Genomic DNA, 12,493 nt, shown 5'->3' with positions numbered 1-12,493 from the left:
TTGCAATCAATGCAGTGTTTTTTATAGACATTAAGTGCGATAAAGCACTTTGACCACATGCCAGCCAAATTTGGTTTTAACCAAATGCGGGGTAATTAGCTCGCCGTTAAAACACACTTTATCGAATTGCGGCACCATTTGACCTTTTTTAAACTCACCCAAATTGCCACCATTTTTAGCGGAAGGACAACTCGAGTGTTTTTTGGCTAACACATCAAACTTAGCACCTTTATTTAGTTGTTTAATCAGGTCTTCAGCTTGAGTTTGGTGTTTCACTAAAATATGTAACGCTGCTGCCGTTTTAGCCATGTTGATGCCTGTATTGGGGGTAAACTAGAGATAAAAAATGTCGTGGTTATTATAACTGTTTAACGGTGAGATTTGGCATTATTTTCCCCAATAATACGCGTGTAACAGTTTGTAGCAGCTTATCGATTGAACATCTGCATAAATTCTATAAAGTAGTTGCACGTTTATAAAAAACGCAGGCAAACAACTAAAAGGATAATTAGATGCTTAAGCGAATCATACCTTTATGCGTAGCGAGTGCGATGACAATGGCCACACCAATTCAAGCAGAAGAAGATAAATTTATTTGGTTAGAAGACGTTGAAGGTGCTAAACCTATGAGCTGGGTGAAACAGCAAAATGACGTGTCAGCTGCCCATATCAAAGCTTACAAAGGATTTGATAGTCTAGTAGCAAATAGCCTTGATATTCTCAATAATAAAGCGCGTATTCCTTACGCTAGCCGCATTGGCGAATATTTCTATAATTTCTGGAAAGACGAAACCCACACTCGTGGCATTTACCGCCGTACTACGCTAGAAGAATACGCAAAACCTGAGCCTAAGTGGGAAACCGTACTTGATATCGATGCGCTAGGTAAAGCCGAAGGTGTTAACTGGGTATACAAAGGCATGAACTGTCAATACCCGCTTAATGAGCGTTGTTTTGTGTCGTTATCACGTGGTGGCGCAGACGCTGCTGAAGTGCGTGAGTTCGACTTAACAACTAAAACCTTTGTCGATACAGCACAAAAGCCATTTTTAGTAAATGAAGCTAAATCGATTGTTAGCTGGATTGATAAAGATACAGTATTTATTGGTACCGATTTTGGCGATGGCAAAAGCATGACTGACTCAGGCTACCCAAGCCTAGTGAAATTATGGAAGCGGGGCACGCCATTATCTGAAGCAAAAACCATCTTTACTGGCGATAAAGCCTCTGTAGCGTCAGCGGGTTACGTCATTTTTGATGACAAAACACCACTCAATATTATCACTGAAAGCTTAACGTTTTATACTGCAAAACATTATGTATATCAAAACGATAAACTTATTCCGTTACCTTTGCCTGCAGATGCCGACATTAAAGGCTACTTTAAAGGTCAGCTCTATATTGAGTTAAAGAGTGAGTTAGTCACCGACAAAGCCACGTTTAAACAAGGCGCAGTGGTCATGACGCCAGTGGATAAGCTCATTGCGCAAACGCCGGAGTTTAGTGAGTTTGTTTCACCAACAGCCAGCTCATTTATTTCACAAATTAACTTCAGTAAAAGCGCCATTTTTGTGACCTGGTTAGACGATGTCAAAAGTAAGCTTGTGCGTTATATGCAAAACGACAAAGGCGAGTGGCAAAGCGAAATCGCACCATTTGAAGCGAATGGCACCCTAAGCGTGTTTGATGTTGAGCGTGACAGCGATGAGTTTTTTGTTGATTACACCAGTTTTCTAGAGCCATCAACCTTATATCGCTTAAACGGTACAACGTTAAAAACAGAAAAAATTAAAGGCATGCCACAACAGTTTGCCGCAGATAAATTTGAGACCAAACAATATTTTGTTAAGTCAAAAGATGGCACTAAAGTGCCGTATTTTGTGGTGATGGCTAAAGACATCAAGCTAGATGCTAGCAATCCAACTTTACTATATGGCTATGGTGGATTTGAAGTATCACGCTTGCCAGCGTATTCAGCTACTGTAGGTAAAAACTGGCTTGAGCAAGGCGGTGTTTATGTTTTAGGCAATATCCGTGGTGGCGGTGAGTATGGACCTGCTTGGCATCAAGCTGCGTTAAAAGAGAATCGTCATAAAGCGTATGAAGATTTTGAAGCTATAGCCGAAGACTTAATTGCCCGAAAAATTACCTCTAGCCAGCACTTAGGCATTCAAGGTGGCAGTAATGGTGGTTTGTTAATGGGGGCAGCCTTTACCCGTCGTCCTGAGCTGTATAATGCTGTTGTGTGTCAGGTGCCTTTGCTCGACATGAAGCGTTATAACAAGTTACTGGCGGGCGCCAGTTGGATGGGTGAATACGGTAACCCTGATATTGCCGAAGAGTGGCAATACATTAAAACTTACTCGCCATACCATAATTTAAAACAAGGGGTGAAATACCCAAAAGTGTTCTTTACAACCTCAACCCGCGATGATCGTGTACACCCAGCGCATGCGCGCAAGATGGTGGCAAAAATGGAAGATATGGGCATTGATGTGTTGTACTACGAAAACATTGAGGGTGGCCATGCCGGGGCAGCAGACAATACCCAAGCAGCCGAGTTAAGCTCAATGGTTTATGCGTATTTAATGCAGCAACTTCGCTAATTCATTGTGTTAAATATACTAAAGGGCCTCAAAACATGAGGCCCTTTTTTTTGGGGTAAAGATTAATATATTTTATTAAAAAAGCCGCAGCAACACGCTACGGCAGAGGTCCAAGATTAGTTAGGTGAACTGGCTGTGTACCTAACTAAAGTGGGGGGAATCATCATTCATCCGCGGCAATAAGGGTGATTTCATTGCTGGCAATAGAACCATGAATTTGAACCGCAACTTTGAATACTTCGACAGCTCCAGCAGCAGCTTTACTGCCAAGGTCGAGGTCGGTTGCATCAAAGGTATACTTTCCTTCTACATCAGTTTCTTGAAGTAGACCGACACAGTTGTCGCTGTCGGTTTTATCGCACTGGAAGCTTTGCGTTACATGCCAGCGCTTCCACGCTTTGGGCTTAATGGAAGGCGACGCTGGATCTGGGAAGCCAAAATACACAATGTCATAATCGCTGGCATTGGTAATAGCTTTACCATCGGCATCGGTCAATGTGAACGTTAATGCCCCTGTTGCCGCATCAAATGAGTCAAGCTGCATCGATATATCGGTGGCTTCATCTACAGTAACGGCTTCACTCACGGGATCGACAACCACTGGAGGCACCACAACTACAGGTGGCGTCACTACGACAGGCGGTTCAACGGTAATGATGTCTTCGTCATCGTTATCACTGCCACAACCAAAGATTAGCAAACTACTGGCTAAAATGGCGCTAAGATATTTGATCTTCATGATGCGCTCCTTAATTGAAATGCCCTGTATGACAAGTAGTACATTCCATATCTGTTTTCACGCTGGCAGCTGTGCCCATCGTTGAACTTACGCCATGGCATGACTGACAAGCCTGTGCTTCTACAGACGGTTTAGCGATGGCTAACGCTGAAATATCTTCTCCGCCGTAAGCACGGTTTAGTAAATCAACAATATAGTAAGCCATGCTGGCAGAGAGGCGTTTGCAGCGTTCGCCTTTTAATGCAAATTCTTTACCTGATGCGGCAGACCAATTACTGATTGATGAATGGCACAATGGGCTATTAGCAATAGAGGTTGCACCTACTTCAAGAGATTTAGCTTCAGTAGAACCAATACCAGCAATAAATTCTGCAGAAGATAATGGCAGATCTGTTGTTTCGTAGTAGCGGAACGAGGCGCCAATAATGGCAGTATTTTGACCGTTAATATCATCGAGAATATTAATTAACATTCCGGCAGCATTCAGGTTGCCACATAAGGTCCCTTGGCCGACAACGCCAGCCCAACCATAGCCTGCTAATGCAGTCGGGATAGTGGCAAATTTAGAGGCATCGGCACTGGCTGATGTCGATAGCATGTTGATAATGGCATGGAACACTTGGTGCATACAGCCGCCGCCTGTTTCATAAGCAAGCTTAGCGGTAGCCATAGCATCAAGTGGTATATATTTTAACTTTTCACCTAATGCTAGGGTGTAGTTACCATCTGCGTCTGTTGCTGCAAAAGCAGAAGTACCTAATAAGGTTGCTCCAGCAGCGGCGGTGCTAATACCAATAATCTGTGTCAATGCTTGACGTCTGTTTATGCTCATAATAATCACCCTTTATTCATTCATCGTTATTTTATTTTTCCCAATCGCTTGTGTTGGGAGTTATAGAGCTGTTAGCAAAATCTGCTTAACAACTTGATGGGGTAACAATAAGGGATGGAGTAATTAATGGTGTGATTCAAAACAGATAAAAGCAGTGGTTTAAAAAATATAAGAAATGTGATCATTGCTGCGGCTAATTGACGCCAAAATTGCATAAAACGAATACAAAACGTGATTCAAGTCACCTTATTTGATGCATTTATGCTTATTTGATGGCAAATCTACTCATTTTAATTCTGTTAAATTTAGTGACATGGCTCACGGATTGATTAGATTGTAAATTTAAACGCTTACTTTTTATAAGGAATAAAGCGCTTAGATATCAGGATCACAGAATTCATCAGATTTTTTGCATACACTGTATTTGTCGACGTTTAAGTCATTATTGAGGCGGTCAAAATGCAATTGGGCCATTGTAGGTTCGATATTGGCAAAGGGGATTTGATTAACCAAGACACAGGTGTGGTGTGGCATCTTCCTCGAGCTGAATTACATGTACTGACATTATTGGTTGAATATCAAGGTAAAGTCGTTGCTAAGCCATTACTAGAGTCTGGGCATGAAGATGACTTGCAGTTAAGTTCTGCATCGGTATCCAGAGCGATTTTTACATTACGCTCTTTTCTTGGCCCACAATATGAAACGCTGATTGAAACGGTAAAAGGGCAGGGCTACCTGCTTCGGCCTCATCGTGCCCGTAAACAATCCGACAAACAATGGTTAAAAGCATTGATAAAACCACTGCAAATTTTGCTGGTGGTAATTGCGCTTGTAAGTGTACTACTCGCGGTATTATGGTGGGCCAATCTAGCTACTGACTCCGATGGCCAGGTGTTACCATTAAGCGTAGAAACGGTCACATTAACCTCAGGCCAGCAAGTCGATGTCATTTTATATTCGCCCTCCAAAACCAATAATGAACTCCTTATAGAACAAAGCCAGCAGTTGATTCAAGGTTTACAGTTATGCCCAGTAACAATATGGACTCGCGTGTTTTTATCGCTATCGCACGACAAGCAGGTGCTTAATATTACTCTTAGGGGAGATCATTATGGCCAATCTCTTATTCGTAATTTAAAAATTAGTGATTTGCGTCAGCCAAAGCAATTTGTGACAGCGCAGTGGTTAGAAACACTGAACATTTGCAGTACTTCAAGTAGTCAAATCGCGCTATCGAGTCGGTCACGAGGAGGCGAGTAAATGACAAGAAAAGGATTATGGGCCATCAATATTGTGGTACTTGTGTGCTTACTCGGTTGCGTAGGAGCAATATACTCACTGACAACTAAGCCTGCTAATTTTATGCTCAGTTGCAGCTCTGAATTATTTAATCATCAAGCAGGCAAGGCCGACAGTGATCACTATTTATTGGTGGATTTAGTCTCTAAAGATGGCTTAGCCCAAATTAACTATCGCTATTATGATTTAGAGGGTAATTCCGCGGGGACTTTATCGATGACAGGTAAGGTGAATAAAGTCGACACTGAACGACAAATGTTTGATATTTCAGTAACCACAAAACAAGAGTACGTGGGAGCAAAAGGTCAGGCGACACCAGAGCATTATGAGTATTTGTCGTATATCAGTGGCATTCATTTAAACAAAAATGGGATGCACTCGTTGAGTGTCCAGGTGCTTGAACGTGATGAAACAAAAGACTATGCGATTGTGCTCTTTCAACCTAGCAATACTGTGTGTGGATGCCGTTTAGTGCACTAAGTCTTTAAATTTTTTAAATGCATTAGTGCATTAAGTCATCAAGATGAAACAACATAAAAAGGCCGATGCAATAATTACATCGGCCTTTTTAACGACTAAAAAACAGGATGATACGCGTTAAGCGTTAACTGAGTGTAATGCGACAGTCTCAGCTACAACAGCTTGTGGCTGGCTGTGATTGTCAGTTGATACTTTAGCTTGAGTTAATTCGCCTACGGGTAAAATAGTACGACCATATTCAGCGTTAAGTACTTGCGCCATAGCAAAGTAAATGGCACTGGCGCCACAAATAATGCCCTCAAACCCTGCAATCGTGCCGATTAATTCATTGCCGGTAAAGTCTCGAATAGCAAGCAAGAAAAACAATACTGTGAGCGATGCAAACACAAACTGCTTGGCGCGCGGGTAACGTAACGATCCGACAAACATAAAGGCAGTAAATGTGCCCCATAGGGTTAAGTACCACCCCATAAAGTGTGCAGGACTGGCCGCAATACCCATATTCGGCATTAATATAAGGCCCACTAATGTTAACCAAAATAAGCCATACGAAGTAAACGCTGTCGTGCCAAAAGTATCACCACGCATAAAGCACATCATACCCACGATAACTTGACCAATACCGCCATAAAAAATCCCCATTGCAAGGATCATCGAATCAATTGGAAAGTAACCCGCATTGTGGATGTTCAGTAGTATGGTGGTCATGCCAAAACCCATTAAACCTAATGGGGCTGGATTCGCAAATTTTGTAGACATCGTGTTCCCTTAATGGAAAGTTCAAGGGCTCATGGAGCCGCTAAAAGTTAATCTTTACCCTTATTGGGCAAGGCGCGCATTTTAGAGAAAGCGTTCTTTAGTAGCAATAACTCGTTATGAGTATTGTTTATAATGTCGAGGCTCACTTAAACCCTTTTAAATCAATGCCTTATGGTGTTTCTGTTTGTGGTGTTTTTGATGGGGTGAATATTGAGTTAATAAGTCTTTTAAATTCAGTTGGATAGCAAACAACACAACTGTTGGGTGATTTACCCCTAGTCGTTTTGATTGATGTGACCATACTCAAAAACAGCAAGTTTAGCGCTGCTTAAGATGTTATTGAATGGGTGTAATCAGGGGGGCTTTTTGTGATGTAAGCAACACTAATACGCTAAGTGTGTGAGTGCATGCAAAATCAATAATTTGTACCAATTAATATAAGGCTGTTAATGCCTCGGCTTGTTTTACTCGAAGGTTTTGTGTGAATTGTGTCCCAGTGCACAGACGAGGTTTAAGCTGGTAGATAATCTGTAGTAAGAGTTATTTCTCAACGGAGACGCTATGCAACATAAGTTTATTACAACAGTATTAGGCACATTAAAACCTAATTTATTGCAATCGTTGGCTCAAGTGAGTCGTGAAATGGGTGCGAGTTGGGAAACCAGTAAAGTCATTAAGCTTGATGGACAATTTGTAGCAATGATGCGAGTTATGATTGATGCCGATAAAGAAGTGGCGTTAAAGCAAGCGTTAGAGCAACAGTTTAGTCAATTGACTTTTGTTTATGCAGAATATGCCCATGAGGCTATTCATTTGTCGACAGAGTGTAAGTTGACTTTAGATTGCAATGATCGCTCGGGCTTAACTCATGACATGAATGAAATTCTCAACGATCTTGAAATCAGCGTGGATCATCAAGAATGTTATCGCGTTCAGGTCACCAGTTTAGGCAAAACGGTTTACAGTGCAAAATTGACATTAAGATTGCCTGAAAACGTCACCATTGCATTACTCATATCTCAACTTGAAACCTTAAGTGACAATATCCGTATTGATGTTGCTAAATAACATAAAAAGCTAAGCTTGATTGATCGTTTATCTGTAAGCTTTACGGTGTTTAGGTTAGCTAAACACCACTTTGTTTCGGCCACTGCTTTTGGCTTGGTATAGTGCTTTATCGGCAAGATTGATTGCTTGCTCTACGCTAACGTCTTGTGAGCTGAGTTCGACGACACCAAAGCTGGCGGTGATACTAATGTGTAGCTCACCATATTGAATCGGTGTGTCATTTATTATGCTTCTTAATCGCTCTGCGACACTTTTAGCGTCGTCATAGCAAGTGCGCCCAATTAAAATAACAAACTCCTCGCCCCCCATTCTGCCTAGCAAATCGTCTTTTTTAATGTGTTGTTTGATCATCTGACTAATACTCACTAACACCTGATCGCCGCCGGCATGACCATATCGATCGTTAATGGCTTTAAATTTATCAATGTCACAATAAATCAAACAAACATGTTGCGCTTGTTTTTGCAGTTCAAGTATTTGTTGTTTGGCATGCACATAAAAACCTCGTCGATTTAAGCAGTTTGTCAGCGAGTCCGTCATGGCCAACAGTTTCATTTCTTCTGCTAAGTCAGATGCCAACATATAAATAACAAACACCGACATGCCAACATAGGCCGCAGGTAAGGCGGTAAAGTTAATAATGGAATACAATTTAATCAGTTCGGCATCAAATTTGTTGCCTTGAGATAATGCAATACTCGCAGCAATAAACAAACATCCCGCAAACAAAAAATGCATGATAGAAGTGCCAATTTCTGCGGGGCGAGATTGTTTACGGTGCCTAATAATGACGATGCTCGTAATCATTAAGAACACGACATCAATGTATAAATACACTGACATGCGTAATCCTAAATGTGGGCTGATAAAAGTAAAATAGTAGGTTAATGCCATTCCTATAATTCCCAGCATTAACAGGGCCGCAGGATGGATTTGCGTGTGAGTTCGTAAACAATGCCCCCAGGTCCCCAATAAAACAGACAACATCGACATGCTACAACCAATCATCCAATACAAATTAGGTGACAAAAACAGGCTTTTAATTAATGCGTTGGCCCAAAGAACGGTTGAGGCTAAAAAAGATAACGAAAACATCAGAGCGTACTTTTGTTTCCCCATCGTTTGCCATGTCATGTAAAAGATAATCGACAGCAAAATACTCGAAAAAAATAAGGTAATCAAAATGTACGTAAATGGACTTTCCATATGCCGTCTTCTTATTTGAGTTGGTATAGGCAAAATATAGCCTAACAAGCGCGAGCGGATTAATTCGGTGGATGCTAAAAATAAGGTGTTAATCAACTGTAGACGGCTATATTGAGCTTTGCCAATGGCAAGTGTGAATTGAGGTTTAGATGGTTAATAAATCAGCAAAACATATTGGGTTATATTGACAATACCAAGCGTAAGGGTTCGGTCTAAGTGAATGTTGTGAGCTGTTTTATGGCTAATGCTGTTAGTGATTCGGTATAAGCATTTATTTTAACGTGTTCAACACTCCAGCCTTTCACAAACCGCTGAAAGTCAGCCCATGCAACAGAGTACAATGGTCGCCAAGCGTGCTGGACATCTTGCGGATTGATGTGCGGATGAAACTTGCTGAGTCCGTTAGCCAGTTCGGTAAAGTAATGTTCCAGATAACCATTAATAATGCTTTCTGGTTCATGGTAGTCCAAGACACTGCTCAACAACATGATGACGTCCTTCATACCGCAGCCCTGGCCAATATATTGAAAGTCGACTGCTGCGGCTTGGTTGTTTTCATTGAAACAAAAGTTAGCTAACTTTGCATCACCATGGACCAGTGTTTGGAATGGGCATTGGCTTAATACGTGGTCAATCATGACAGCCGCTGACTTTAATGCGCTATCAGGTAACGCAGCATATTCATCTGGGCGAGTGTCTAAATGCCAGTAAGTGCCTGTTGGCCAAAGTCCGTTGGGTTTGGCTGACATATATTGCGCATGAAAATAACCTAGCCAGGTTAAGCAGGCACGCACAACTGCGGGAGTTGGATGGGGGTTAACCTGAGTAAATCCAATCGTGTTTAAGTCTTGTAATACGAGTAAGATTTCATCAGTGCGCTGCTCTACATGTATGCAATGAGGCAAAGGGCTCAATGGCTGATGTAAATGCGCATTAGCATAGTATTGATACCAATTTACTTCCACTTGATACGATTGTAATTTTCGTTGGTGCGACAGCGGTGTATTCCAACCTCGCGGGTGTGAACTCGGTTGGGGCAAGCGGATGTATTTTACAATGACAGACGGATAGGGTTTTTCATCAACATACGCTCTGAATAACTGCCCATAATTCCCCCAGAGTGGCTGTATGAGTTCCACATGGCTGATGTGAGTTACACCAATAGCTCGACTAATGCGTTGTAAAACATTTTGGGATATTGGTTTATTTGGCATCGTTAAGCTTGTCTCTGAATTATTGACTAAGACCTATTGTAACAAACTTCAAATATAGGCCTAACTATTCCCCAATGTTCACTTTATCTGCAATGCCTTTAATTTATCCCTTGGTGTTTATGCTCACTTAATGATAATCAATTGAATGAATATAAAAATTAATAATATTTTTCTAATGTATTTTTTATGCGTAGAAATAGTGACTGATAGTGGGGGATATAGGTAAGAGTACTGATGTTTTAATAAGCAACCTAGCAGTTGTTTTAAAACACTTTATTAACATTCTTTTGTTTTATTTTAGAAACAATTGTTTCACTTAAAGTGACGATTAAATGACGAAGTTAAAGGGGGTTTATTGCAAGTTATTGTTTATATTAGCCTTGCTATTTTATGTTCAGCTGTTGAATAGTCAGTAATTTGACGGTATCCTGTGCGCAAAATGTAACAAAGGTTTACATTTTGTTACATTGTATTAGCTAGTTCGCCTAACTGAACCAGGAGTAATCATGGCCACTGCAAGGACAACCATTTTCAAACTGAGCACACTTTCTGCTGCTATTTTATTGAGTGCATGTAGTAACTTGTCACAACCAGCCAATGTATCTGTATACAATGCTGAAGAGTTAGCGCAACGTAATAATGCCTTGCTAGAAAGAGAAAAAGCGGTCGCTAAGCGCGAAGCGCAAGCGCAAGATGCGTTAGCCGTTAAAACGGGCCCAGAAGGCGAATTATTGCCACCTAATGCAAAACCTGGTGAATGTTATGCGCGTGTTTGGGTTGAGCCAACATACGAAAACTACACCGAAACTGTGATGGTAAAAGAAGCCAGTGAAAAAGTTGATATTGTGCCAGCGCAATATCAACAAGTGACCGAAACCATTGAAGTTCAACCCGCTAGTTTCAACATGATTGCAGTACCTGCAACTTACGATGTAGTCACCGAACAGAAGTTAGTTCGTGCAGCAGGCGAGCAATGGTTAGTGGATCTTCGTAAAGGTAGTGCACCAGCCAGTGCCGAATTACTTAAAGCAGCAACCGATCATGGTATTAACTTAAATAATGCTACTGCTGGCATGTGTTTCCATGAGCATTATATGCCTGCTCGCTATGAGCAAAAAGGTGAGTCAGTGCTTGTGGCAGAAGCCTATGAAGTCGTTGAAACTATTCCTGCAGAATTCCGTTGGGTAGAAAAGCGTATTTTAGTTAAAGAAGCCAGTACCCGTATGGAGCAAGTGGCAGCACAATATGAAACAGTGACAGAAGAAGTGGTCGATGTACCTGCTCATACTATTTGGAAAAAAGGCGTAGGCCCTATTCAGAAAATTGATGAAGCCACTGGCGAAATCATGTGTTTAGTTGAAGTGCCAGCAACCTATAAAACGCTCACTAAGCGTGTATTAGTGTCGCCAGCCGCAGCGCGTACGGTTGATATTCCTGCAGAATATAAAACAGTACGTGTAAAAGAGTTAGTAAGCGAAGCAAAAGAGGTTCGCACTCAAGTACCAGCTAAATACAAAGATGTACAAGTAACGCAAAAAGTAGCTGATGTAGAGTTTGTATGGCATGAAGTGCATAACGACGAACACCCTAAAGCGACTCGTACAGGTAATAAGATTTGTTTAACAGCAACGCCAGCTGAGTATGAAACTGTTAGTCGTCGTGTTGTGGTTAGTCCTGCAAGCACTCAGCGTGTAGATATTGAAGCAAAATATGAAACTATGAATGTGACTAAGCTTGTTTCTGAAACTAAAGAGCTTCGTACCGAAATTCCTGCAGAGTTTGAAACCGTATCACTGAGCCGTATTGATAAAGATGGCTTTATGGAATGGCGTCCAATTTTATGTGAAACCAACATGACTCGCTCAACCATTTCAGACCTTCAACAGGCATTAGCATCGAAAGGCTACAATCCTGGGAAAATTGATGGTGTAGTTGGTGTTGATACCATAAAAGCAGTCAATGCGTTCCAGAATGATAATAACTTACCAACCGATAAATACATCAATATCGAAACGGTGAAAGCATTAGGCGTTGATCTTTAATTTAACGTTAAAGGGTTAGCGATCTTTTTGGTGAAATGAAGCCATTAAAGAATCAGTCATCCCAGCTAAAAAAGCCCAAGTGCTAATCTAATTCAGATTATCACTTGGGCTTTTTAGTACCTTAATCACGACACATAAATAGGCTATACAATATTTATATAAGTCCGCGGTATATGACCGGGGATTATTAGTAAAACGTACTGATATTAACTGTTTACGTTAAATTTTTTTGTGATAGTATTCGCCAG

At 41.2% G+C, this 12,493-nt stretch carries 11 protein-coding genes; 5 read left to right on the top strand and 6 right to left on the bottom strand.

Annotated elements, in window-relative coordinates; genetic code table 11:
* Positions 1–30: 30 nt before the first annotated feature.
* Positions 31–309: a peptidylprolyl isomerase gene (locus IEY40_RS11575; RefSeq protein ID WP_188956300.1), complete on the bottom strand. Its 279-nt coding sequence runs from the start codon at positions 307–309 to the stop codon at positions 31–33.
* Between the two features lie 203 nt (positions 310–512).
* Here IEY40_RS11575 and IEY40_RS11570 point away from each other — a divergent pair, with 203 nt between their 5' ends.
* Positions 513–2,606, top strand: a complete 2,094-nt coding sequence (locus IEY40_RS11570) for a prolyl oligopeptidase family serine peptidase (protein WP_188956298.1) — start codon at positions 513–515, stop codon at positions 2,604–2,606.
* 163 nt (positions 2,607–2,769) lie between these two features.
* On the opposite strand, the gene IEY40_RS11565 is transcribed toward IEY40_RS11570, so the two are convergent.
* Both IEY40_RS11565 and IEY40_RS11560 read right to left on the bottom strand, forming a co-directional pair.
* Positions 2,770–3,345: a hypothetical protein gene (locus tag IEY40_RS11565; protein WP_188956296.1), complete on the bottom strand. Its 576-nt coding sequence runs from the start codon at positions 3,343–3,345 to the stop codon at positions 2,770–2,772.
* A gap of 10 nt (positions 3,346–3,355) precedes the next feature.
* Positions 3,356–4,177, bottom strand: a complete 822-nt coding sequence (locus tag IEY40_RS11560; RefSeq protein ID WP_188956295.1) for a cytochrome c3 family protein — start codon at positions 4,175–4,177, stop codon at positions 3,356–3,358.
* A 459-nt stretch (positions 4,178–4,636) separates the two neighbouring features.
* On the opposite strand from IEY40_RS11560, the gene IEY40_RS11555 reads away from it, so the two are divergent.
* Together IEY40_RS11555 and IEY40_RS11550 are read left to right on the top strand one after the other, a co-directional pair.
* Positions 4,637–5,437 (top strand): winged helix-turn-helix domain-containing protein, encoded by an 801-nt coding sequence (locus IEY40_RS11555; RefSeq protein ID WP_188956293.1) that lies wholly within the window; start codon positions 4,637–4,639, stop codon positions 5,435–5,437.
* Complete coding sequence (locus IEY40_RS11550) at positions 5,438–5,956, top strand: hypothetical protein (protein ID WP_188956291.1); 519 nt, start codon at positions 5,438–5,440, stop codon at positions 5,954–5,956.
* A 117-nt stretch (positions 5,957–6,073) separates the two neighbouring features.
* Here the strand turns inward: IEY40_RS11550 and IEY40_RS11545 are convergent, their stop codons facing one another.
* Entirely contained in the window at positions 6,074–6,715 is a 642-nt protein-coding gene (locus IEY40_RS11545) for an acetate uptake transporter (RefSeq protein WP_188956289.1), read from the bottom strand.
* Positions 6,716–7,276: 561 nt separating this feature from the next.
* On the opposite strand from IEY40_RS11545, the gene IEY40_RS11540 reads away from it, so the two are divergent.
* The gene (locus IEY40_RS11540) at positions 7,277–7,783 is read left to right on the top strand and encodes a glycine cleavage system transcriptional repressor (RefSeq protein ID WP_188956287.1); all 507 of its coding nucleotides are present in this window, start codon (positions 7,277–7,279) and stop codon (positions 7,781–7,783) included.
* Between the two features lie 54 nt (positions 7,784–7,837).
* Here IEY40_RS11540 and IEY40_RS11535 read toward each other — a convergent pair whose 3' ends face one another.
* Positions 7,838–8,989: a GGDEF domain-containing protein gene (locus tag IEY40_RS11535; RefSeq protein WP_188956284.1), complete on the bottom strand. Its 1,152-nt coding sequence runs from the start codon at positions 8,987–8,989 to the stop codon at positions 7,838–7,840.
* Between the two features lie 212 nt (positions 8,990–9,201).
* On the bottom strand, positions 9,202–10,203 hold the full coding sequence (locus IEY40_RS11530) for a phosphotransferase (RefSeq protein ID WP_188956282.1): 1,002 nt from the start codon (positions 10,201–10,203) through the stop codon (positions 9,202–9,204).
* Between the two features lie 506 nt (positions 10,204–10,709).
* Here IEY40_RS11530 and IEY40_RS11525 point away from each other — a divergent pair.
* Entirely contained in the window at positions 10,710–12,245 is a 1,536-nt protein-coding gene (locus tag IEY40_RS11525) for a peptidoglycan-binding domain-containing protein (RefSeq protein WP_229777082.1), read from the top strand.
* Positions 12,246–12,493 lie beyond the last annotated feature (248 nt).

The sequence above is a fragment of the Shewanella ulleungensis genome (assembly GCF_014648315.1).
In the GTDB taxonomy this organism is placed as follows: Bacteria; Pseudomonadota; Gammaproteobacteria; order Enterobacterales; family Shewanellaceae; genus Shewanella; species Shewanella ulleungensis.
Note: the sequence above shows the minus strand (reverse complement) of the source record. Positions and strands in the feature narration are given on the sequence as shown.

Coding starts and splice junctions, on each gene's coding strand:
- IEY40_RS11575 (WP_188956300.1), bottom strand. CDS start 309: ATGGCTAAAACGGCAGCAGCGTTACATATTTTAGTGAAACACCAAACT.
- IEY40_RS11570 (WP_188956298.1), top strand. CDS start 513: ATGCTTAAGCGAATCATACCTTTATGCGTAGCGAGTGCGATGACAATG.
- IEY40_RS11565 (WP_188956296.1), bottom strand. CDS start 3,345: ATGAAGATCAAATATCTTAGCGCCATTTTAGCCAGTAGTTTGCTAATC.
- IEY40_RS11560 (WP_188956295.1), bottom strand. CDS start 4,177: ATGAGCATAAACAGACGTCAAGCATTGACACAGATTATTGGTATTAGC.
- IEY40_RS11555 (WP_188956293.1), top strand. CDS start 4,637: ATGCAATTGGGCCATTGTAGGTTCGATATTGGCAAAGGGGATTTGATT.
- IEY40_RS11550 (WP_188956291.1), top strand. CDS start 5,438: ATGACAAGAAAAGGATTATGGGCCATCAATATTGTGGTACTTGTGTGC.
- IEY40_RS11545 (WP_188956289.1), bottom strand. CDS start 6,715: ATGTCTACAAAATTTGCGAATCCAGCCCCATTAGGTTTAATGGGTTTT.
- IEY40_RS11540 (WP_188956287.1), top strand. CDS start 7,277: ATGCAACATAAGTTTATTACAACAGTATTAGGCACATTAAAACCTAAT.
- IEY40_RS11535 (WP_188956284.1), bottom strand. CDS start 8,989: ATGGAAAGTCCATTTACGTACATTTTGATTACCTTATTTTTTTCGAGT.
- IEY40_RS11530 (WP_188956282.1), bottom strand. CDS start 10,203: ATGCCAAATAAACCAATATCCCAAAATGTTTTACAACGCATTAGTCGA.
- IEY40_RS11525 (WP_229777082.1), top strand. CDS start 10,710: ATGGCCACTGCAAGGACAACCATTTTCAAACTGAGCACACTTTCTGCT.